The sequence below is a fragment of the Streptococcus sp. KHUD_016 genome, assembly GCF_051106465.1.
In the GTDB taxonomy this organism is placed as follows: Bacteria; Bacillota; Bacilli; order Lactobacillales; family Streptococcaceae; genus Streptococcus.
Genome location: NZ_CP193663.1, coordinates 74,748 through 98,744 on the forward strand (window position 1 = coordinate 74,748; position 23,997 = coordinate 98,744).

The window sequence follows — 23,997 nt, forward strand, 5'->3', positions numbered from 1 at the left end:
AAAAATGGATATCAAATCAGAAGTTATTGAAATTATTGATGAGTTGTTTATGGAAGATGTTTCTGACATGATGGATGAAGATCTTTTTGATGCTGGTGTCTTGGATAGCATGGGAACGGTTGAATTGATTGTTGAGATTGAAAACCGTTTTGACATTCGTGTTCCAGTGACGGAATTCGGTCGTGATGACTGGAATACGGCTAATAAAATCGTAGAAGGTATTACGGAGTTGAAGAATGCTTAAACGCTTGTGGCTGATCTTCGGGCCTATCTTCATTGCTGGATTTTTGGTTCTTCTACTCATCTTTTTTTATCCAGGTACAACAAGTCATAATCTGACGGAGGAGAAATATTCGGCGGCTTCTGTTAGTGCAGAGAGTTTTAAAGAGAGAAGCCAAAAAGTAAGGGCTCTTACGGATCCAAATATGCGTTTTATTCCTTTTCTAGGGTCCAGTGAATGGATTCGATTTGATAGTGTCCATCCAGCTGTTTTAGCGGAAAAATACCATCGTCCCTATCGTCCTTACTTTCTAGGACAAGCAGGAGCAGCCTCTCTCAATCAATATTTTGGCCTACAGCAAATTTTGCCAGAAATAGAGAATAAGCAGGCTGTATTTGTGATTTCGCCTCAGTGGTTTACGGAGACAGATTATGAACCTGCAGCGTTTCAGAGATTTTTTAACAGTGACCAATTGACAGCTTTTTTGGGAAATCAATCTGGTGACATTGCTGCAAAGCATGCGGCTATTCGATTGTTAAAGCAGAATCCTAATGTTGCATTAAAAGGCATTGTTCAAAAACTGTCAAAGGGTGAAGAATTATCAGATGTTGATCAGGTTGCTATTGATATTTTTGCGCGATTCAATGAAAAACAATCCGCTCTCTTTGGACAATTCTCCATTCGAGGACAACTCAAGTACAAGGAACACGTGGAGAACTATTTAAAAGATCTTCCGGATCAATTTTCTTATGATGAGTTAGAAAAAATTGTTCGTAAGGACGCAGAAGCAAATACGACCAATAACGATATGGGGATGGAAAATCATTTCTATACGAGAGAGATTCAAAAGGATTTAAAAAAATGGGAAGGGTATCAAAAAAATTACAACTTCCTCAAGTCCTCCGAGTACAATGATTTGCAGCTGGTCCTCAATCAATTTGCTAAGTCGAATGTCAATGTACTCTTTGTTATTCAGCCGGTTAACAAGAAGTGGATGGAGTACACAGGGCTCAGTGAAGAGATGTACCAGCATGCAGTGGAGAAAATTCGTTACCAGTTAGAAAGTCAAGGTTTCACCAACATTGCTGACTTTTCTAAAAAAGGCGGAGATCCGTACTTTGTCAAGGACACCATTCATATTGGTTGGTTGGGTTGGTTGGCTTTTGATAAGGTTGTCAATCCCTTCTTGACGGATCCGACTCCAGCTCCAGACTATAAGATGAATGACCGCTTCTTTAGCAAGGACTGGGCGACCTATGATGGGAATATCAAAGATTTCCAATAAAATAAGCTAAAAGTTTGGGATTTAAACCCAAGCTTTTTTGTTTAAATGGCGAATATTTAAGATGAAAATAGGTCAAAAGTTTCAAAATTTTTAGAAATAGCGTATAATATAAAAGAGAAAAAGAAAAGAAAGGGATTTTAAAATGAACAAACGTTCTTTGTTACCTGTCTTGTCGACAGCCCTGTTAGCTCCAGCCTTCTTAGCTGGACAAGTCTATGCTGAAGAAGCAACAACTCCTGCAGAAAGTTCAGCTGTCGTAGCGACTCCTGCTACGTCGGCGACTCCAGCTCCTGTTGAGAGCCCTGCGGTACCGGAAACTTCGGCAACTTCAGAAGCAGTTGCACCTGCAGAAGCTCCGTTAGCTCCTGTTGAATCTCCTAAAAGCGAAGAAAAGGACACCGTTATCTTGCACACCAATGATGTCCACGGTCGTATCGTAGAGGAAAAGGGAGTTATTGGAGATGCTAAGTTAGCGACAGTCATTGAGCAGGAACGTGCGAAATCAAATCAAAATACTCTAGTTGTTGATGCGGGAGACGCTTTCCAAGGTTTACCGATTTCCAACTCTACTAAGGGTGAAGCGCGTGCTGAAATTCTCAATCAGATGCAGTATGATGCCATGGCAGTAGGAAACCATGAGTTTGACTTTGGTTTGGACGAAGCTAAGAAATACAAGGAAATCTTGAAATTCCCATTACTTAGTTCAAATACCTACGTCAATGGTGCTCGTCTCTTTGAAGCTTCTACAATCGTTGATAAAGATAAGACTGTGGAAGGTGATGAGTTTGTTGTAATCGGGGTGACAACACCTGAAACAGCAACCAAAACTCACCCTAAAAATGTCAAAGGGGTAACTTTTACAGATCCAATCTCTGAAGTCAATAAGGTCATCGAAGAAGTTCAAGCTAAGGCTCGTGCAGAAGGTAAGGACTACAAACACTATGTTGTGCTGGCTCACTTGGGTGTGGATACCACAACCCCAGTAGAATGGCGTGGTTCAACTTTGGCAGAAGCCTTGTCTAAAAATCCTCGTTTGAAAGGGAAACGCGTAACAGTAATCGATGGTCACTCTCATACAGTAGAATCAACGACCTATGGAGACAATGTTACCTATAACCAGACGGGAAGCTACCTTCACAATGTAGGGAAAATCACCTACAAATCCCGTCAGCTTTTGGGCAATCCAACTCAGATTCCGGCTGCTGATGCTAAAAAATTACCAGCCAATCCAACAGTTGAAAAACTAGTCAAAGACATTAAACAAAAATACGATGCTGAAAATGCGGTTGAGATTGTTTCAAACAGCCCTGTAGAACTAAACGGTGATCGTGAAAATGTTCGGGTCCGTGAAACCAACCTCGGAAACGTCGTGGCAGACTCGCTCTATCAGTATGGTCAAACAGGATTTAGCCATCCGACAGACATCGCTGTGACAAATGGTGGTGGCTTGCGTGAAACCATTGCAAAAGGAAAACCAATCACTAAAGGAAATGTCATTGCTGTTCTTCCATTTGGAAATACCATTTCACAAATCCAAGTGACTGGGCAACAAGTTTTGGATATGTTTGAAAAGTCACTCGGCTCTATCTTGCAGGTCGATAAGGATGGCAAGAAGGTCTTGGATGAGAACGGGCAACCATTGTTAGAACCAAGTGGTGGTTTCTTGCAAGTTTCAGGTGTGAAGGTCTACTATGATACTAACCTACCATCAGGCAAACGTGTCTTGGCCATCCAGGTTAAAAACCGTGCAACTGGTCGTTATGAACTACTGGACCTCGCAAAAACCTACTATCTTGCAACCAATGATTTCCTAGCTGCAGGTGGTGATGGCTACACGATGTTAGGTGGTGCGCGTGAAGAAGGCCCGTCTATGGATGCAGCCTTTGAAGAGTATCTGAAAACCGCTGATTTGACCCAGTATGAAAAGATCAACCCGAACTCACGGACGATTTCTGTGGATTCTACAACTTTTAGTCTGCCGGTAGAAACGCCTCAAACGAATGCGGCTGCTAATGATGCGACTACAAATGTACCACTTACTTATGAGGTGGCAGGTCAATTTAGCAAGAAGGCAGTTGTCTCAGAAAAAGCTCTCCCAAATACAGGAAGTGAACAGTCCATCTTCTTGCTCTTGATGGGAATGGTAGCTGGTTTGGCAGGTATCTTATCGAGCCGAAAACCAAAGCTAAAATAGGTTAAATTTCACATCTAGAAGAGTCTAGGGAAACGTTTTTACGCCTTTTTCCCTTGACTCTTTTTTGGTTTATGATATAATTAACCAGTAAAGAATCGGTGGCTATCTATGTTTTTTTACGAAAAAGATAGCTAGGGAAGGAGTAACACATGAGACAGCTTGCGCAGGAAATCGATAACTTTTTAAACGAGGTGATCTTGAGATCTGAGAACCAGCATGAAATTCTAATCGGGCATTGCACGAGTGACGTTGCCTTGACCAATACTCAGGAACACATCCTTATGCTCCTGTCGGAAGAATCCCTAACCAACTCGGAGTTGGCCCGTCGCCTTAATGTCAGTCAGGCGGCAGTGACCAAGGCTATCAAATCTTTGGTCAAAGAGGGCATGTTAGAGACATCCAGAGATCCAAAGGATGCGCGTGTGATTTTTTACCAACTGACAGAACTAGCTCGACCAGTGGCAGAGGAACACCACCATCATCATGAACACACGCTCTTAGCCTATGAACAAGTGGCAAGTCAGTTTACTCCAAATGAACAAGAAGTTATCCAGCGGTTTTTAACTGCTTTAGTAGGAGAAATCAAATAATGCGGTATATTACAGTAGAGGACTTGTCTTTCTATTATGACAAGGAACCTGTCCTCGAGCACATCAACTACAGTGTTGATAGTGGGGAGTTTGTCACCCTGACTGGTGAAAATGGAGCTGCTAAGACAACGCTTATCAAGGCGAGTCTAGGCATCTTGCAGCCAAGATTTGGCAAGGTAACCATCTCAAAGACAAATACTCATGGGAAAAAGCTTAGGATAGCCTATCTTCCCCAGCAAATTGCTAGTTTTAATGCAGGATTTCCAAGTACAGTTTATGAATTTGTCAAGTCGGGTCGCTATCCGCGAAAGGGTTGGTTCCGTCGCTTGAACGCCCATGATGAGGAGCATATCAAGGCCAGTCTAGACTCAGTTGGTATGTGGGAACACCGTGACAAACGAATTGGCTCCCTTTCGGGAGGGCAAAAGCAACGAGCAGTGATTGCTCGGATGTTTGCTTCTGACCCAGATATCTTTGTCTTGGATGAGCCAACGACAGGGATGGATGCTGGAAGCAAAAATGAATTTTACGAACTCATGCACCATAGTGCTCATCATCATGGCAAGGCTGTTTTGATGATTACTCATGATCCTGAGGAGGTCAAGGGCTATGCGGATCGCAATATCCATCTAGTTCGTAACCAAGATTCGCCATGGCGTTGTTTCAACGTTCACGAAAGCGACCAGGAGGTGGACCATGCTTAGTTTGTTATCCTATGACTTCATGCAGCGGGCCTTCTTGGCTGTCATTGCCATGAGCCTCTTTTCACCAGTTCTTGGGACCTTCCTTATCTTACGTCGTCAGAGTTTGATGAGTGATACTCTTAGTCACGTTTCCTTGTCAGGGGTTGCCTTTGGTCTGGTTTTGGGGATTTCTCCAACCATTTCAACCATTGCTATTGTCTTAATCGCTGCGGTCTTTCTAGAATATCTCCGGACAGTCTATAAGAACTTTATGGAAATTGGAACTGCCATCCTCATGTCAACAGGACTTGCAGTGTCTCTTATCGTGATGAGTAAGGGGAAAAGTTCGAGTTCCATGAGTTTGGACCAATATCTCTTTGGTTCGATTGTGACCATTAGCCAGGAGCAGGTAATTTTCCTCTTTGTCATTGCTGCGGTCGTTTTACTCTTGACTTTCTTGTTCTTGCGACCAATGTATATCCTGACTTTTGATGAAGACACGGCTTTTGTGGATGGTTTGCCCGTTCGTACTATGTCTATCCTCTTTAACATGGTGACAGGGGTGGCGATTGCTCTCATGATTCCAGCAGCAGGAGCCCTATTGGTGTCGACCATTATGGTCTTGCCAGCTAGTATTGCCCTTCGTCTGGGGAAAAACTTTAAATCCGTTATGTTGCTTGCCAGTGCTATTGGATTTTTGGGAATGGTAGCAGGACTTTACATTTCCTACTATGCAGAAACCCCTGCCAGCGCTAGTATCACCATTATCTTTGTAGCTGTCTTTTTGTTAGTCAGCCTACTGAAACGTTTTATCAAATAGGAGAATGAAATGAAAAAAATTAGCTTACTACTAGCTAGTCTATGTGCCTTGTTTTTAGTGGCTTGTTCCAATCAAAAACAGGCAGATGGGAAGCTAAATATCGTGACAACCTTTTACCCTGTCTACGAATTTACCAAACAAGTCACAGGAGATACTGCTAATGTAGAACTTCTAATCGGTGCTGGTACAGAACCCCATGAGTATGAACCGTCTGCCAAGGCAGTTGCCAAAATCCAAGATGCAGATACCTTTGTCTATGAAAATGAAAATATGGAAACTTGGGTTCCAAAATTGCTAGAATCCTTGGATAAAAAAAAGGTGAAAACCATCAAGGCGACAGGTGATATGCTCCTCTTGCCAGGTGGTGAGGAAGAAGAGGAAGGGCATGATCAAGGCGGTGAGGGTCACCATCACGACTACGATCCCCACGTTTGGCTTTCACCAGCACGCGCCATCAAACTGGTAGAGCATATCCGTGACAGCTTGTCAGCAGATTATCCTGATAAAAAAGAGACTTTTGAAAAGAATGCAGCTGCCTATATTGAAAAATTGCAAGCCTTGGACAAGGCCTACACAGATGGTTTGTCTCAAGCTAAACAAAAGAGCTTTGTGACCCAGCACGCTGCCTTTAACTACCTTGCCTTGGACTATGGACTTAAACAAGTCGCCATCTCAGGTCTCTCTCCAGATGCAGAACCGTCAGCTGCTCGTCTGGCTGAATTGACAGAGTATATCAAGAAAAACAAGATTTCTTATATCTACTTTGAAGAAAATGCCTCACAAGCCCTAGCTAATACACTTTCAAAAGAAACGGGCGTCAAACTAGACGTGCTCAATCCGCTAGAGAGTCTGACAGAAGAAGCAACCAAGGCCGGTGAAGACTATATCTCCGTGATGGAGAAAAACCTCAAGGCTTTGAAGCAGACAACAGACCAAGAAGGACCAGAAATCGAGCCTGAAAAAGCAGAGGATACGAAGACAGTTCACAATGGTTACTTTGAGGATGCAGATGTCAAAGACCGTACCTTGAGTGACTATGCTGGAAACTGGCAATCTGTCTATCCTTTCCTTGAAGATGGTACTTTCGATCAAGTCTTTGACTACAAGGCTAAATTGACTGGCAAGATGACAAAGGATGAGTACAAGGCCTACTATAGAAAAGGCTACCAGACAGATGTGACCAAGATTAACATCACGGATAACACTATGGAATTTGTTCAAGGTGGCCAAAGCAAGAAATTCACCTACAAGTATGTCGGCAAGAAAATCTTGACTTATAAGAAAGGAAATCGTGGGGTGCGCTTCCTCTTTGAAGCGACAGATGCGGATGCTGGACAGTTCAAGTACGTTCAGTTTAGTGACCACAATATCGCCCCAGTCAAGGCAGAACATTTCCATATCTTCTTTGGAGGTACTAGCCAAGAAGCCCTCTTTGAAGAGATGGATAACTGGCCAACCTACTACCCAGATAACCTATCTGGTCAAGAAATCGCCCAAGAAATGTTGGCGCATTGATGCAAGAGAGAATCCCGCAAATCTGCGGGATTTTTTGCTAGAAACGATTATCTGAGTAGGTTGTGGGCGCTATAGTACTACAGCTGTGCTGTTCACAATGTGATAAAGAGGTCATTTTCTACTGGCTGATTCTCACTAGCTGGCGAATGCAAAAGCTACGATTGTACAAATTATAGAATCTTTTCAGGGGATTTAGGAAGGGAGCTTAGTCATATTGACGCTGCTATCGCTTTTTGTTATAGTCAAGGAGAGAGCGGTCTGGAACACTAGTTTATTCACAGTCTGTGGATAAGTCTAGGGGAAAATGACATATAACTCAGGGTGTTGAAGCACCCTGATACTAGTTCCGTACATTAGTAACTTGCTAGAGAGCTAGTAGAAACCCTAGTACAGAGCTGTTTGACAAAGGTCTGTTTAGGGTGAAGGCCTCTAAGTCTAAGAGCTGGATTTTGGAGAAACTAGTTTTTAGGCATGTTTTCTTATCCACAAGTTGTGGATAATTTTGTGAACAAGAGAAAGAGATGTGAGATGATGACGAACATAAAACCGCATGGACCATTACCAAGTCAGGCCCAGCTGGATTATTTAGAGGATGAACTAGCTGCCTTTATCCATTTTGGTCCCAATACCTTTTATGACCAGGAATGGGGAAGTGGGCAAGAGGATCCTATGCGTTTTAACCCGACTAAGTTGGATGCGCGTGAATGGGTTCGAGTGCTTAAAGAAACGGGTTTTAAAAAGCTGATTTTGGTGGTGAAGCACCACGATGGCTTTGTTCTCTACCCGACAGCCCATACAGACTATTCGGTCAAGGCTAGCCCTTGGAGGGATGGAAAAGGGGACTTGCTCCTTGAGGTTTCCAAAGCTGTAACTGAGTTTGACATGGATATGGGAGTGTATTTGTCTCCTTGGGATACTCACAGTCCCCTCTATCACGTGGAGCGAGAAGCGGCTTACAATGCCTACTATCTGGCTCAATTGAAGGAAATCTTGTCAAATCCTGCCTATGGGAATGCCGGTAAGTTCACTGAGGTGTGGATGGATGGTGCTCGAGGGGAAGGGGCCCAGAAAGTCAACTATGAGTTTGAGACCTGGTTTGAAACCATTCGTGACTTGCAGGGCGATTGTTTGATTTTCTCAACTGAAGGGACCAGTATCCGCTGGATTGGAAATGAACGAGGCTATGCAGGGGATCCCTTGTGGCAAAAAGTCAAACCAGACCAGTTGGGGACAGAGGCGGAATTAGATTATCTACAGCAAGGAGACCCCTTTGGGACGTTATTTTCAATCGGTGAGGCAGATGTTTCTCTTCGGCCAGGCTGGTTTTACCATGAGGATCAGGATCCCAAGTCTCTCGAGGAGTTGGTTGAGATTTATTTTCACTCGGTAGGGCGGGGAACTCCACTCTTGCTTAATATCCCACCGAACCAAGATGGCCTCTTTGATGAAAGGGATATCCAGCGATTGTATGAATTTAGGGACTACTGTGATGAGCTCTATAGAGAAGATTTGGCTCTGGGAGGCAAGGTATCTGGTCCTGCCCTATTCTCAGACTTTGCTTGTCATCATCTGACAGATGGACTGGAGGCTAGTTCTTGGGCAAGTGATGCAGAGTTGCCAATCGAATTAGAGCTCGATTTAGAGTCACCTAAAACTTTTGATGTGATCGAGCTGAGGGAAGATTTGAAGCTAGGACAACGCATCGCTGCTTTCCATGTTCAGGTAGAGTTGGATGGTGTCTGGCAGGAGTTTGGATCAGGATTTACAGTGGGTTATAAACGCCTTTTGCGAGGATCCATGGTAGAGGCTCAGAAGGTGCGTGTAATCATCACAGAGGCACAGGATTTGCCAGTATTAACTAAGATTTCACTTTATAAAACACCTAGCTTGTCAAAAAAAGAAGCTGTTCAGCAACTAGAGTTTTCAGAAAAAAGTCTAGCTGTGACCAAGGGAGAAAATGTCCACTTTACAGTTAAGCGCAGAGAATGTAGTGGTCCTTTAGAAGCTAAGATTTCGATTCAACCAGGGACGGGTGTGCATGGTGTCGTTTATCGGGACGAGATTCAAGTCCTTGTGTTTCAAGTTGGCGAGACTGAAAAAAAGCTAACGCTACCAACCTTGTATTTTGCAGGAGATAAAAGCTTAGATTTTTATCTGAATTTGACGGTAGATGGTCAGCTTGTTGATCAGCTTCAGGTCCAAGTTTCATAAAAGAAGAACCTTTGCGCGACGCAAAGGTTCTTTTGGTTAGGAGTGATTTGGTAGCCAGCTGAGGGTGAAGGTCAGTTGCTCAGCTTTCAAGAGGTCTTGGTGTTGAATGCTAGATACTATGGTCTTGTCCAATCGACATTCTTTGACAAAGTTGAAGTGGCTGTGGTTTTGCTTGGTATGGATATCCAGCCATTTATTTTCCTTAGCCAGGTAGATACGGAGATGGTCAAAGAGAGGAATTCCGAGATCGTAACTTGGTTTGCCCGGACAGATCGGGTAGAATCCAAGAGCTGACCAGATGTACCAAGCCGAGAGACTGCCATTGTCTTCGTCGCCAGGATAGGCTTGCCAGCTGGGGTGAAAGGCTTTCTGACGCAAGGTTTTGATGAGTAGAGCAGTGTAGTCAGGGTAGTCGCTGTAGCGAAAGAGATAAGGGATGTGGAAGCTAGGTTGGTTGGAAATGGCGATTTGCCCAAAAGGAGCGGTAGCCATCTCGCTCATCTCGTGAATCTCGTAACCATAGCCGGTGGTTTCAAAGAGGGGAGCACCCTGACAGGCTTTCAAAAGATAGTGGCTGAAGGCTTCTTTTCCGCCCATAAGCTGGATTAAGCCTGGGATGTCGTGGAGAACGCCCAAAGTCGCTTGAATGGTAGAACATTCGGCGTAGTCTCGTCCCCAACTGTAAGGAGAGAAGTCAGGACGGAAGTTGCCTTGACGATCTCGCGCACGCATATAGCCTGTCTCAGAGTCAAAGAGATGACGGAAATTTTGAGAAGAAGTGTTATAAGTGTCAGCAATCTCTGTTTTCCCTAGTTTTTTGGAACAGCTGGCGATACAAAAGTCGCTATAGGCATAGTCAAGGGTGTGACTGACACTTTCGTGGTGGTCGGTAGAGAGATAACCTAGTTCTTGGTATTGTGCCAAACCGTGACGACCATTGATGCCGAGAGGGTCGGATTTGGTGGCTGTTTCAAGCATGGCTTGGAGGAGTTCTTCTTCCAAGTCGGGAGCCATATCCTTGCAGGCGCTATCTGCGATAATGCCATCTAAAAGGGTACCAGGCATCATGCCACGTTCATCTGGGGCCAGCCATTTTGGCAGGAATCCAGTATCGCGGTAGCTATTGAGGAAACCTTCTAGAAAGCGGTGATAGTGTTCCGGTATGATAAGGGCAAAGAGGGGAAAGGTGGTGCGGAAGGTATCCCAGAAACCATTGTTGCTAAAGAGGACGCCGGGTTTGACAGTACCAGTAGCCAGATCCATGTGGATGGCTTGCCCTGATTCATCAACCTCATAAAAAGTCTGTGGGAAGAGGAAGAGTCTGTAAAGGCAGTGGTCAAAGAAGGTCCGGTCGGTTTCCCCTGTCTCCACGATATCAAAACGGTGGAGGAGATTTTCCCAGTCTGCTTGTGCACTGGCTTTACAGCTATCAAAGTCCTTTTGAGGTAGATTAAGCAGAGCTTGAGAAGGAGAGATAAAAGAAGTTGCTAGCTGAATTTCGGCGTGACTATCTGTCAGGTCAATTCGCCAGTCTCCGCCTTCTTGGTTGACAGCAAGAATATCCGTATTTATTTGTAGGGCGGTAAACAGTATCAGTGGATTTTTGGTAGTCTCAGTTTTACCTTCTTGTCGTAGGGAAAGAGTCCGCTTATCTACTTGCTCCACTGTCAGTTCATCTGCTGCATGAAGATAGAGGGAGAGGGCTTTGCCTTGCTTTTGCTCCAAACGAATAGAAGCACCGTAGCAAGTTGGAGTAAGCTGGCTTTCAATCTGATAGCGCAGGGAGAAAATCTTCAGATAATGAGGTTGGAAAGAGGCCTTATCCATATCATAGGAAGATTGGCGGTGGAAGAGGCTGTCTCCGCCCAGTTGGCCTGTGACAGGTGTCAGAAGCAGCCAAGAGTAGTCCCCAATCCAAGGACTGGGCTGGTGGGTTAATCGAATCCCCTGAAAGATGGGCAAATGCGGATCGAAAAACCAAGCTCCTTCCTGGTCACTGGTCTGGGGTACAAAGTAATTCATCCCAAAAGGAACGCCTGCGTAAGGCAGGGTATTTCCACGAGAAAAGGCATGCTTACTGGCAGTTCCAAAGCGGGTATCGATGGTTTCAAGTAGTGGTTTCATAGTCTTTCCTTTAGCTGTTTTTCTACATTATATCAGAAAAATGAGACCTTTAGATATGGGGTTCGAAAGTAAGCAATTTTGTAGAAAAATGACTATCATTTGTGTATGTATTTTCTGTCTCAAAAACTATATACTGAACATGAAACTTGTTTGAAAGAGGAAACTGCACGATGATTTATTCGAAAGAAATTGTTAGAGAATGGCTGGATGAAGTAGCAGAGCGGGCTAAGGACCATCCGGAGTGGGTGGATGTCTTTGAGCGTTGCTATACTGACACCTTGGACAATACGGTTGAGATCCTAGAAGATGGTTCAACCTTTGTACTCACAGGAGATATTCCTGCCATGTGGCTTCGGGATTCGACTGCCCAACTCAGACCCTACCTTCATGTGGCTAAAAGAGATCCTCTCCTGCGTCAGACCATTGCAGGTTTGGTTAAGCGTCAGATGACCTTGGTGCTCAAGGATCCTTATGCCAATTCCTTTAACATTGAGGAAAACTGGAGGGGTCACCACGAGACTGACCATACCGACCTTAATGGCTGGATTTGGGAACGCAAGTATGAGGTGGACTCGCTTTGCTATCCTTTGCAGTTGGCTTATCTCCTTTGGAAAGAGACTGGCGAGACCAGTCAGTTTGATGAGACTTTTGTCGCAGCGACCAAGGAAATTCTTCATCTATGGACAGTGGAGCAAGACCACAAGAATTCTCCTTATCGTTTTGTCCGTGATACGGACCGCAAGGAAGACACCTTGGTAAATGATGGCTTTGGACCTGACTTTGCGGTGACAGGTATGACTTGGTCAGCCTTTCGACCGAGTGATGATTGCTGTCAGTATAGCTATTTGATTCCATCCAATATGTTTGCAGTCGTTGTCTTGGGTTATGTCCAAGAAATCTTTGCAGAACTAGATCTAGCTGATAGCCAAAACATCATCGCAGACGCTAAACGTCTGCAAGCAGAGATTCAAGAAGGAATCGAAAACTACGCTTATACCTCCAACAGCAAGGGTGAAAAGATTTACGCCTTTGAAGTGGATGGTTTAGGGAATGCTAGCATCATGGATGATCCAAACGTACCAAGTTTGTTGGCTGCGCCTTATCTGGGCTACTGCGACATTGACGATGAGGTTTACCAAGCAACTCGTCGGACCATTCTGAGCCCTGAAAATCCATACTTCTACCAAGGAGAATACGCTAGCGGTCTCGGAAGTTCTCATACCTTCTATCGCTATATCTGGCCAATCGCCCTTTCTATCCAAGGTTTGACAACAAGAGATAAGGCAGAGAAGAAATTCTTGCTCGATCAGCTCGTTGCCTGCGATGGTGGCACAGGTGTCATGCACGAAAGCTTCCACGTGAATGACCCGACTCTCTACTCTCGTGAATGGTTCTCCTGGGCCAACATGATGTTCTGTGAGTTGGTCTTGGATTATCTGGATATCCGCTAATACTTTTCGAAAATCTCTTCAAACCACGTCAGCTTCGCCTTGCCGTAGGTATGGTTACTGACTTCATCAGTTCTATCCACAACCTCAAAGCAGTGCTTTGAGCAGACTGCGGCTAGCTTCCTAGTTTGCTCTTTGATTTTCATTGAGTATAAGGAGCACACTTTCGCTCAATCGATTCTTGTTAGAATCACAAATTTACATTTAAAACGTTAAAAAATTTAAGTTAGAATGAGGTTTTACTTCATGGAAAATGTTGTTGTACATATTATCTCACACAGTCACTGGGACCGTGAGTGGTATCTACCTTTTGAAAGCCACCGGATGCAGTTGGTGGAATTATTTGACAATCTTTTTGATCTCTTTGAAAATGACCCTGAGTTCAAGAGTTTCCACTTGGATGGACAAACTATTGTCCTAGATGACTACTTGGAAATTCGCCCTGAAAATCGCGACAAGGTCCAACGTTACATTGACGAAGGCAAACTTAAAATTGGTCCCTTTTACATCTTGCAGGATGATTACTTGATTTCCAGCGAAGCCAACGTCCGCAACACCTTGATTGGTCAAGCTGAATGTGCAAAATGGGGCAAATCAACCCAGATTGGTTACTTCCCAGATACCTTTGGAAATATGGGACAAGCTCCCCAAATCCTTCAAAAATCAGGCATTCACGTGGCAGCCTTTGGGCGTGGTGTCAAGCCGATTGGATTTGACAACCAAGTTCTCGAAGATGAGCAGTTTACTTCCCAGTTTTCAGAAATGTACTGGCAGGGTGCGGACGGAAGTCGTGTTCTCGGTATCCTCTTTGCCAACTGGTATAGTAATGGGAATGAAATCCCAGTTGATAAGGACGAAGCCTTGGCCTTTTGGAAACAAAAATTGTCAGACGTGCGTGACTATGCTTCGACCAACCAATGGTTGATGATGAACGGCTGTGACCACCAGCCTGTACAGCGAAATCTGAGCGAAGCTATTCGTGTGGCTAATGAACTCTTCCCAGATGTGACCTTTGTGCATAGTTCATTTGACGACTATGTCCATGCAGTAGAAAGTGCTCTACCGGAGCAGTTATCAACGGTTACAGGTGAGTTGACAAGTCAGGAAACAGATGGTTGGTACACACTTGCCAACACTTCTTCATCACGCATTTACCTCAAACAAGCCTTCCAAGAAAATAGCAACTTGCTAGAACAAGTGGTGGAGCCATTGACTGTCATCACTGGTGGGCACAACCACAAGGACCAGTTGACCTATGCTTGGAAAGTTCTTCTACAAAATGCGCCGCATGATAGTATCTGTGGCTGTAGTGTGGACGAGGTTCACCGTGAGATGGAGACACGTTTTGCCAAGGTCAGCCAAGTCGGAAACTTTGTTAAGACCAACCTTCTCAACGAATGGAAGGGCAAAATCGCAACCCACGAAGCCCAAAGCGACCATCTCTTTACCGTCATCAACACAGGCTTGCACGACAAGGTTGATACGGTCAGCACAGTGATTGATGTAGCGACTTGTGATTTCAAGGAATTGCACCCAACAGAAGGCTATAAGAAGATGGCAGCCTTGACCTTGCCAAGCTACCGTGTCGAAGACTTGGAAGGGCATGCTGTAGAAGCGAAAATCGAAGATCTGGGAGCTAACTTTGAGTATGATTTGCCAAAAGACAAGTTCCGTCAGGCTCGTATCGCTCGACAAGTGCGCGTGACAGTACCTGTTCATCTGGCACCACTTTCTTGGACAACCTTCCAATTGCTGGAAGGAGAACAAGAACACCGTGACGGTATTTACCAAAATGGAGTGATTGATACGCCATTTGTAACGGTAAGTGTGGATGAAAACATCACAGTCTACGACAAGACAACTCATGAAGCGTATGAGGATGTTGTTCGCTTTGAAGACCGTGGTGACATTGGAAATGAGTACATCTATTTCCAACCAAAAGGAACAGAGCCTATCTACGCAGAACTCAAAGGCTATGAAGTCTTGGAAAATACAGCACGTTTTGCCAAGATCTTGCTCAAGCATGAATTGACAATTCCAGTAAGTGCAGACGAAAAACTGGATGCGGAACAAAGAGGCATCATCGAGTTTATGACGCGTGAAGCTGGGCGCTCAGAAGAATTGACAACCCTTCCTCTGGAAACAGAGATGACCGTCTTTGTTGACAATCCACAAATTCGCTTCAAGACTCGCTTTACCAATACTGCCAAGGACCACCGTATCCGTCTCTTGGTTAAGACTCATAACACGCGTCCAAGCAATGACTCTGAAAGCATCTATGAGGTAGTAACACGACCAAACAAACCAGCAGCTTCTTGGGAAAATCCTGAAAATCCACAACACCAACAAGCCTTTGTCAGTCTGTATGATGATGAAAAAGGGGTGACGGTAGCCAATAAAGGATTACACGAGTATGAAATCCTTGGCGACGATACCATTGCAGTGACCATTCTTCGTGCCTCAGGTGAACTAGGTGACTGGGGTTACTTCCCAACGCCAGAGGCTCAGTGTTTGCGTGAGTTTGAAGTTGAGTTTGCGCTTGAATGCCACCAAGCAGGGGAACGCTTCTCAGCCTTCCGTCGTGCCAAAGCCTTCCAAACACCATTCACTAGTCTTCAGGTCGCTAAACAAGAAGGAAGTGTTGCAGCAACTGGTAGCCTCTTGAGTCATGCGGCACTCAGCTTACCACAAGTTTGCCCAACAGCCTTTAAAGTGGCGGAAAATGAAGAAGGATATGTACTCCGTTACTACAATATGAGTCAAGAAAATGTGCGCATCTCAGAACACCAACAAACTATTCTTGACTTACTTGAGCGACCATATCCAGTTCATTCAGGACTATTAGCGCCACAAGAAATTCGTACAGAATTGATTAAAAAAGAAGAAATCTAACAGTTTTAAAGTGTTTGATAACTAATACTATGAGATAGAAAGGAGGGGCGAAAGAGTAAGGATAAACTACTGATTCGCCCCTTTTTTGGTGAAAATATGACGATTGCAACCATTGATATCGGAGGGACTGGGATTAAGTTTGCCAGTCTGACCCCTGATGGGAAAATACTAGATAAGACAAGTACATCGACACCAAAAAACCTGGAGGATTTACTGGCATGGCTAGACCAACGTCTGTCGGAGCAAGATTATAAGGGCATTGCTATGAGTGTTCCAGGCGCGGCCAATCAAGAAACGGGTGTGATTGAGGGAATCAGTGCCGTCCCTTACATCCATGGCTTTTCTTGGTATGAGGCCCTTGCTCATCATCAACTCCCTGTCCATCTAGAAAATGATGCCAACTGTGTTGGACTTAGTGAACTGCTGGCTCATCCAGAGATTGAAAATGCAGCCTGTGTCGTGATTGGGACAGGAATCGGCGGCGCCATGATTATCAATGGCAAGCTTCACCGAGGTCGCCACGGCTTAGGTGGTGAGTTTGGCTATATGACAATCATTGAACCAGCTGAAAAACTCAACAACTGGTCGCTACTAGCCTCTACAGGAAACATGGTTCGCTACGTAATTGAAAAATCTGGTCAGACTGACTGGGATGGTCGTAAGATTTACCAAGAAGCTGCAGCAGGCAATGCCCTCTGCCAAGAAGCCATTGAGCGCATGAACCGTAATCTGGCTCAAGGCTTGCTCAATATCCAGTATCTGATCGATCCAGATGTCATTAGTCTGGGAGGCTCTATCAGTCAAAATCCAGAGTTTATCCAAGGCGTCAAAAAAGCTGTTGATGCATTTGTCGAAACCTACGAAGAATACACGGTCGCACCAGTTATCCAAGCTTGCACCTATCATGCAGATGCCAATCTCTATGGTGCCCTTGTCAACTGGCTGCAGGAGGAAAACCAATGGTAATTTTTACAGGACTTAGTCCCAAACAAGAGCAAGCATTAGAGTTGCTTAAAAAGCATATTTCGCTAGCAGATGTAGAGGTAGCAGTCGCTCAGTCTGACCAAGTCTCTATCTCTATCAAGGGTGAGGGAGGCCACTATCAACTGACTTATAGCAAACCTCACCAACTTTACCGCACCTTGTCCTTATTGGCAACAGCTCTAGTAGAAGGTGATAAGGTAGAGATTGAAGAACAAGCTGCTTACGAAGAGTTGGCCTACATGGCAGACTGTTCGCGAAATGCAGTGCTAAATGTGGCTTCTGCCAAACAGATGATTGAAGTCTTGGCTCTCATGGGTTACTCAACCTTCGAGCTCTACATGGAAGATACCTACCAGATTGAGGGGCAACCTTACTTTGGTTACTTCCGCGGGGCTTATTCAGCAGAGGAGTTGCAGGAAATCGAAGCCTATGCCCAGCAGTTTGATATGACCTTTGTGCCTTGTATCCAGACCTTGGCCCACTTGTCAGCCTTTGTCAAATGGGGGGTCAAAGAAGTGCAGGAACTCCGTGATGTGGAGGACATTCTCCTTATCGGCGAAGAAAAGGTTTATGACCTGATTGATGGGATGTTTGCTACTTTGTCTAAACTGCAGACTCGCAAGGTCAATATCGGGATGGATGAAGCCCACTTGGTTGGTTTGGGACGCTACCTCATCTTGAATGGTGTTGTAGACCGTAGTCTTCTCATGTGTCAACACTTAGAGCGCGTGCTGGATATTGCTGACAAGTATGGTTTCCACTGCCAGATGTGGAGCGATATGTTCTTCAAACTCATGTCAGCGGATGGTCAGTACGACCGTGATGTGGAGATTCCAGAGGAAACGCATGTCTACCTAGACCGTCTAAAAGACCGTGTGACCTTGGTTTACTGGGATTATTATCAAGACAGCGAAGAAAAGTACAATCGCAATTTCCGCAACCACCACAAGATTAGCCAAGACCTTGCCTTTGCAGGCGGAGCTTGGAAGTGGATCGGTTTCACACCCAACAACCATTTCAGCCGTCTCATTGCTGTAGAAGCCAACAAAGCCTGCCGCGCCAATGATATCAAAGAAGTCATCGTGACGGGTTGGGGGGATAACGGTGGGGAAACTGCACAGTTCTCTATCCTACCAAGTCTGCAAATCTGGGCAGAACTCAGCTACCGCAATGACCTAGATCGTTTGTCTGCTCACTTCAAGACCAATACGGGTCTATCAGTTGAGGACTTTATGCAGATTGACCTTGCCAATCTCTTGCCAGACTTGCCAGGCAATCTCAGTGGTATCAATCCCAACCGCTATGTCTTTTATCAGGATGTTCTCTGTCCGATTCTTGACAGACACATGACACCTGAACAGGACAAACCGCACTTCGCTCAGGCTGCTGTGACCCTTGCTGCTATCAAAGAAAAAGCTGGTGCCTACTCTTATCTCTTTGAAACTCAGGCTCAATTGAACCAGATTTTAAGCAGTAAAGTAGATGTTGGACGACGCATTCGTGAAACTTATAAAGTCGATGACAAAGTCAGCTTGCAGCAAATCGCCAGAGAAGAATTACCAAAACTCAGAAGCGAGATTGAACACTTCCATGCTCTCTTTAGCCACCAATGGTTGAAAGAAAACAAGGTCTTTGGCTTGGATACAGTCGATATCCGTATGGGCGGACTCTTGCAACGTATCAAACGAGCAGAAAGTCGCATCGAGGCTTATCTGGCAGGTCAGATTGATCGCATCGACGAGCTAGAAGTTGAAATCCTACCATTTACTGATTTCTACGCAGACAAGGATTTCGCAGCAACTACAGCCAATCAGTGGCACACTATTGCGACCGCATCGACGATTTATACGACTTAATACTCTTCGAAAATCTCTTCAAACCACGTCAGCTTCGCCTTGCCGTATAGATGTTACTGACTTCGTCAGTTTTATCTGCAACCTCAAAGCAGTGCTTTGAGCAGCCTGTGGCTAGCTTCCTAGTTTGCTCTTTGATTTTCATTGAGTATAAAAACAAGAACAGTGTCCCTTGTTCAGAGTGTTTCTCGTGAAACCTATTTCTTATAAAAAACTTCTCCACAAAAAATAATTTGTGGAGTTTTTTCTATAATTAGTAGTTTAACCTAGCCTTCAAATAGGAGTATACTAATAATGTAATCGTTATCAAACCTAAAAATTCGATGAAATCAGTTTTTAGGAATAAAAAGGGAGGAAATTATGAAAAAGTTTTCAAAGACCTTGAGAGATAACTGGATCTTTCTCTTGATGGTTTTACCAGGGGCACTCTGGTTGATTCTATTCTTTTACATTCCAGTATTTGGGAATGTGGTCGCCTTTAAAGACTACCATATGACCAGTAATGGTTTCATAGATAGTATTGTGAATAGTAAATGGGTAGGGTTAGATAATTTCAGATTCTTGTTTAGCTCAAAAGATGCCTTTATCATCACTCGAAATACCGTTCTCTATAATCTCGGCTTTATCTTTATCGGTTTGATTGTATCAGTAGGGATTGCCATCATCCTCAGCGAGCTCCGCTCTAAGAGAATGGTTAAGATTTTCCAAACGTCTATGTTGTTCCCTTACTTCCTATCATGGGTTATCATCAGTTTCTTTACAGATGCCTTCCTAAACATCGACAAAGGGGTTTTCAACCATTTTCTAACATCTATTGGCATGAAGGAAATCAACTTCTACGCTGACTTAGGCATTTGGCCATACCTTCTCCTTTTCCTAGGTATTTGGAAAGGCTTTGGATATAGCAGTGTCATGTACTATGCGACGATCATGGGGATTGACCCAACCTACTACGAAGCAGCAACAGTGGACGGGGCCAGCAAGTGGCAACGTATTCGCAACGTAACCATTCCTCAGTTGACTCCGCTTGTGACAGTCTTGACCATCCTTGCAGTCGGAAATATCTTCCGTGCAGACTTTGGTCTCTTCTATCAAATCCCACACAATGCTGGTCAGCTTTACAATGTAACCAACGTTTTGGATGTATATGTCTTTAATGGTTTGACTCAGACAGCAGATATCGGTATGGCTTCAGCAGCCGGTCTTTACCAATCCGTTGTCGGTTTGATACTGGTTATCCTATCAAACTTGCTTGCAAGACGAGTCGATCCAAACTCAGCTTTGTTCTAGAAAGGAGGAGAATATGGCAGAAAAGAAAATTAAAAAAGAAAAAATCGATAATGTCGGCATTCACTCCTTCAGTAAGAAAGCAGATATCTTCTTTAGTATCATCTCTGGTTTGATCGCTCTTTCTTGTATCTTGCCCTTTATCTTCGTTATCATCATTTCGGTGACAGATGAAAAGAGCATCCTCCAGTATGGATATAGCTTTTTCCCTTCGAAGTTTGGTGTAGATGGATTCCAGTTCCTAGCTCAGTTTAAAGATAAGATCCTCCAAGCGCTCTTTATCTCAGTTTTTGTAACCGTAGTCGGAACAGTGACCAACGTCTTCATTACAACCACTTATGCCTATGCCATCTCACGGACAACCTTTAAGTACCGCAGATTCTTTACGATCTTCGCTCTTCTTAGTATGTTGTTCAATGCTGGTTTGGTACCAGGCTACATCGTGGTTACTCGCCTGCTTCAACTGGGTGATACCGTTTGGGCCTTGATTGTTCCAATGCTCCTCTCACCATTCAACATCATCTTGATGCGTTCCTTCTTCAAGAAGACCATTCCAGAAGCCATTCTCGAATCTGCTCGTATCGATGGTGCCAGTGAAGCCCGGATCTTCTTCCAGATCTGTTTGCCCTTGTCACTTCCAGGTATCGCAACCATCACGCTTTTGACAGCTCTTGGTTTCTGGAACGACTGGTTCAACGCCCTTCTTTACATCAAGAGTGACAACTTGTATCCACTGCAATATTTGCTCATGCAAATCCAACAAAATATGGACTACATTGCAAAAGCAGTCGGCCTATCTGGCCAACTGGGAGTTGCTCTACCGAAAGAAACAGGTCGTATGGCCATGGTTGTTGTTGCAACCCTTCCAATCGCGATTCTGTATCCATTCTTCCAACGCTACTTTGTTAAAGGGTTGACGATCGGTGGTGTGAAAGAATAGCACTTGTTGAGAAACACCGTTTCTCCCTTCCCAACTTCATCTTAGTGACTGAAGTTACAAATCATTAAATCGTTTATAAGTTTAAAAATAAAAAAAGGAGTTTTTATCATGAAAAACTGGAAAAAATATGCTTTTGCATCTGCTAGCGTAGTCGCTTTGGCTGCTGGTCTTGCTGCTTGTGGAAACCTTACAGGTAACAACAAAAAAGCTGCTGATACTACTTCAGGTGAAAAACCTGTAATCAAAATGTACCAAATCGGTGACAAACCAGACAACTTGGATGAATTGCTAGAAAATGCAAACAAAATCATCGAAGAAAAAGTCGGTGCTAAATTGGATATCCAATACCTTGGATGGGGTGACTATGATAAGAAAATGTCTGTTATCACATCATCTGGTGAAAACTATGATATCGCATTTGCATCTAACTATGTCGTAAATGCTCAAAAAGGTGCTTACGCTGACTTGACAGAATTGTATAAAAAAGAAGGAGCAGAGCTTTACAAAGCACTTGACCCAGCTTATATCAAAGGGAACACTGTAAACGGTAAGATCTATGCAGTACCAGTTGCAGCTAACGTTGCATCATCTCAAAACTTTGCCTTCAACGGAACACTTCTTGCTAAATACGGTATCGATATTTCAGGTGTCACTTCATACGAAACACTTGAGCCAGTCTTGAAACAAATCAAAGAAAAAGCTCCAGATGTAGTACCATTTGCGGTTACGAAGAACTTTATTCCATCTGATAACTTTGACTACCCAGTACCAAACGGACTTCCATTTGTTATCGACCTTGAAGGAGACACTACTAAGATTGTAAACCGTTACGAAGTGCCTCGTTTCAAAGAACACTTGAAGACTCTTCACAAATTCTATGAAGCTGGATACATTCCAAAAGACGTAGCAACAAGCGACACTTCATTTGACCTTCAACAAGATACTTGGTTCGTTCGTGAAGAAACAGTAGGACCAGCTGACTACGGTAACAGCTTGCTCTCACGCGTTGCTAACAAAGACATCCAAATCAAACCAATCACTAACTTTATCAAGAAAAACCAAACAACACAAGTTGCCAACTTTGTTATCTCAAACAACTCTAAGAACAAAGAAAAATCAATGGAAGTGTTGAACCTCTTGAACACGAACCCTGAACTCTTGAACGGTCTTGTTTACGGTCCAGAAGGCAAGAACTGGGAAAAAATTGAAGGTAAAGAAAACCGTGTACGCGTCCTTGATGGCTACAAAGGAAATACTCACATGGGTGGATGGAACACTGGTAACAACTGGATTCTTTACATCAACGAAAACGTTACAGACCAACAAATCGAAGATTCTAAGAAACAATTGGCAGAAGCTAAAGAATCTCCAGCACTTGGATTCATCTTTAACACTGACAATGTGAAATCTGAAATCTCAGCAATTTCTAACACAATGCAACAATTCGATACAGCTATCAACACTGGTACTGTAGACCCAGATAAAGCTATTCCAGAATTGATGGAAAAATTGAAATCTGAAGGTGCCTACGAAAAAGTATTGAACGAAATGCAAAAACAATACGACGAATTCTTGAAAAACAAAAAATCATAAAATCGATTGATTTCGTGTATTCATTCCTAATTCCTAAAAATGTGATCACTGCCTTCCTTAGTTCTCTAGGGGAGGTAGTGATTTTTAGGATGTAAATAAAAAATTGAGAGAATTATCTGCGATTCGCTATGGTTACTGATGAAGTGCAGGGGTAGGACTCTTTCTACAATTTCCGGTCAAATAAATTGCATTCGTTTTCCCAAGTGGGTATACTAGAATAGTTGAATGAAAAATTCTGAAAATTTAAGAATAGAAAAGAGAACAAATCTTATGGCAAAAGATATTCGTGTCTTACTTTACTACCTTTATACTCCAATTGAAAACGCAGAGCAATTTGCGGCAGATCACTTGGCTTTCTGTAAATCAATCGGTCTCAAAGGCCGTATCCTCGTCGCTGACGAGGGAATTAACGGGACTGTTTCAGGTGACTACGAAACAACTCAAAAATACATGGACTACGTTCACAGCCTCCCAGGCATGGAAGACCTCTGGTTCAAGATTGACGAAGAAAATGAACAAGCCTTCAAGAAGATGTTTGTTCGCTACAAGAAAGAAATTGTCCACCTTGGTTTGGAAGACAACGACTTTGACAACGACATCAACCCACTTGAAACAACAGGTGCTTACTTGTCTCCAAAAGAGTTTAAAGAAGCCCTTCTTGACGAAGATACAGTGGTTCTTGACACACGTAACGATTATGAGTACGACCTAGGACATTTCCGTGGGGCTATCCGCCCAGACATCCGCAACTTCCGTGAGTTACCACAGTGGGTCCGCGACAACAAGGAAAAATTCATGGACAAGCGTGTTGTGGTTTACTGTACAGGTGGCGTTCGCTGTGAGAAATTCTCAGGTTGGATGGTGCGTGAAGGCTACAAAGATGTTGGCCAATTGCACGGAGGAATCGCAACCTACGGTAAAGACCCAGAAGTCCAAGGTGAACTTTGGGATGGGAAAATGTACGTCTTTGACGAGCGTATCGCAGTTGATGTTAACCATGTCAACCCAACCATCGTAGGGAAAGACTGGTTTGATGGAACACCATGTGAACGTTATGTCAACTGTGGAAATCCCTTCTGTAACCGTCGTATCCTAACATCAGAAGAAAATGAAGACAAGTACCTTCGTGGATGCTCACACGAGTGCCGTGTTCACCCACGCAACCGCTATGTTTCAGAAAATGAATTGACACAAGATCAAGTCATCGAGCGTTTAGCAGCAATTGGTGAAAGCTTGGATCAAGCAGCTACTGTATAACATCAAACAGTCCTAAAGGGCTGTTTTTCTATGCTTTTTATCTAAAAAACTAAAGTTTGTTTCTGTATCTTTCAGGAAAATAGGTTATACTGTATGTAAAC

Annotated in this window: 17 protein-coding genes; 16 read left to right on the forward strand and 1 reads right to left on the reverse strand. The window is 43.9% G+C overall.

Annotated features, from left to right (window positions below; all coding sequences use genetic code 11):
• The first annotated feature begins 4 nt into the window (after window positions 1–4).
• The 8 genes from dltC to ACORHV_RS00380 all read left to right on the forward strand — a co-directional run bounded on the left by dltC (window position 5) and on the right by ACORHV_RS00380 (window position 9,518).
• Window positions 5–244 (forward strand): D-alanine--poly(phosphoribitol) ligase subunit DltC, encoded by a 240-nt coding sequence (dltC, locus tag ACORHV_RS00345; RefSeq protein ID WP_000351972.1) that lies wholly within the window; start codon window positions 5–7, stop codon window positions 242–244.
• Window positions 237–1,505 (forward strand): D-alanyl-lipoteichoic acid biosynthesis protein DltD, encoded by a 1,269-nt coding sequence (gene dltD / locus ACORHV_RS00350; RefSeq protein WP_044021565.1) that lies wholly within the window; start codon window positions 237–239, stop codon window positions 1,503–1,505. Before dltC ends, dltD begins: the two co-directional genes overlap by 8 nt.
• A gap of 142 nt (window positions 1,506–1,647) precedes the next feature.
• The gene (gene nt5e, locus ACORHV_RS00355; protein ID WP_084856460.1) at window positions 1,648–3,699 is read left to right on the forward strand and encodes a cell surface ecto-5'-nucleotidase Nt5e; all 2,052 of its coding nucleotides are present in this window, start codon (window positions 1,648–1,650) and stop codon (window positions 3,697–3,699) included.
• Window positions 3,700–3,848: 149 nt separating this feature from the next.
• On the forward strand, window positions 3,849–4,289 hold the full coding sequence (gene adcR / locus ACORHV_RS00360) for a zinc-dependent transcriptional regulator AdcR (RefSeq protein ID WP_001249328.1): 441 nt from the start codon (window positions 3,849–3,851) through the stop codon (window positions 4,287–4,289).
• A complete protein-coding gene (locus ACORHV_RS00365; RefSeq protein ID WP_084922181.1) occupies window positions 4,289–4,993 on the forward strand; it encodes a metal ABC transporter ATP-binding protein in 705 nt (234 codons plus the stop codon). Before adcR ends, ACORHV_RS00365 begins: the two co-directional genes overlap by 1 nt.
• Window positions 4,986–5,792 carry a metal ABC transporter permease gene (locus tag ACORHV_RS00370; protein WP_084922180.1) on the forward strand — a complete coding sequence of 269 codons (807 nt, stop codon included), beginning with the start codon at window positions 4,986–4,988 and terminating at the stop codon, window positions 5,790–5,792. Before ACORHV_RS00365 ends, ACORHV_RS00370 begins: the two co-directional genes overlap by 8 nt.
• Before the next feature lie 9 nt (window positions 5,793–5,801).
• Complete coding sequence (gene adcA, locus ACORHV_RS00375; protein ID WP_095726346.1) at window positions 5,802–7,307, forward strand: zinc ABC transporter substrate-binding lipoprotein AdcA; 1,506 nt, start codon at window positions 5,802–5,804, stop codon at window positions 7,305–7,307.
• 531 nt (window positions 7,308–7,838) lie between these two features.
• A complete protein-coding gene (locus tag ACORHV_RS00380) occupies window positions 7,839–9,518 on the forward strand; it encodes an alpha-L-fucosidase (RefSeq protein ID WP_434399057.1) in 1,680 nt (559 codons plus the stop codon).
• A gap of 36 nt (window positions 9,519–9,554) precedes the next feature.
• On the opposite strand, the gene ACORHV_RS00385 is transcribed toward ACORHV_RS00380, so the two are convergent.
• A complete protein-coding gene (locus tag ACORHV_RS00385; RefSeq protein WP_434398319.1) occupies window positions 9,555–11,642 on the reverse strand; it encodes a GH92 family glycosyl hydrolase in 2,088 nt (695 codons plus the stop codon).
• 170 nt (window positions 11,643–11,812) lie between these two features.
• On the opposite strand from ACORHV_RS00385, the gene ACORHV_RS00390 reads away from it, so the two are divergent.
• The 8 genes from ACORHV_RS00390 to ACORHV_RS00425 all read left to right on the forward strand — a co-directional run bounded on the left by ACORHV_RS00390 (window position 11,813) and on the right by ACORHV_RS00425 (window position 23,896).
• On the forward strand, window positions 11,813–13,093 hold the full coding sequence (locus tag ACORHV_RS00390) for a glycoside hydrolase family 125 protein (protein ID WP_084945056.1): 1,281 nt from the start codon (window positions 11,813–11,815) through the stop codon (window positions 13,091–13,093).
• Window positions 13,094–13,336: 243 nt separating this feature from the next.
• Window positions 13,337–15,982 carry an alpha-mannosidase gene (locus ACORHV_RS00395; RefSeq protein WP_434398321.1) on the forward strand — a complete coding sequence of 882 codons (2,646 nt, stop codon included), beginning with the start codon at window positions 13,337–13,339 and terminating at the stop codon, window positions 15,980–15,982.
• A gap of 96 nt (window positions 15,983–16,078) precedes the next feature.
• Window positions 16,079–16,948, forward strand: a complete 870-nt coding sequence (locus ACORHV_RS00400) for an ROK family protein (protein WP_434398323.1) — start codon at window positions 16,079–16,081, stop codon at window positions 16,946–16,948.
• On the forward strand, window positions 16,942–18,822 hold the full coding sequence (locus ACORHV_RS00405; protein WP_434398325.1) for a beta-N-acetylhexosaminidase: 1,881 nt from the start codon (window positions 16,942–16,944) through the stop codon (window positions 18,820–18,822). The genes ACORHV_RS00400 and ACORHV_RS00405 overlap by 7 nt, the downstream gene beginning before the upstream one ends.
• 357 nt (window positions 18,823–19,179) lie before the next feature.
• Window positions 19,180–20,109 (forward strand): ABC transporter permease, encoded by a 930-nt coding sequence (locus ACORHV_RS00410; RefSeq protein WP_084925398.1) that lies wholly within the window; start codon window positions 19,180–19,182, stop codon window positions 20,107–20,109.
• Window positions 20,110–20,122: 13 nt separating this feature from the next.
• Window positions 20,123–21,046, forward strand: a complete 924-nt coding sequence (locus tag ACORHV_RS00415; protein ID WP_000818344.1) for a carbohydrate ABC transporter permease — start codon at window positions 20,123–20,125, stop codon at window positions 21,044–21,046.
• A gap of 108 nt (window positions 21,047–21,154) precedes the next feature.
• Window positions 21,155–22,639: an ABC transporter substrate-binding protein gene (locus ACORHV_RS00420; RefSeq protein WP_049504577.1), complete on the forward strand. Its 1,485-nt coding sequence runs from the start codon at window positions 21,155–21,157 to the stop codon at window positions 22,637–22,639.
• 270 nt (window positions 22,640–22,909) lie between these two features.
• Window positions 22,910–23,896 (forward strand): rhodanese-related sulfurtransferase, encoded by a 987-nt coding sequence (locus ACORHV_RS00425; protein ID WP_308689614.1) that lies wholly within the window; start codon window positions 22,910–22,912, stop codon window positions 23,894–23,896.
• Window positions 23,897–23,997: the final 101 nt, after the last annotated feature.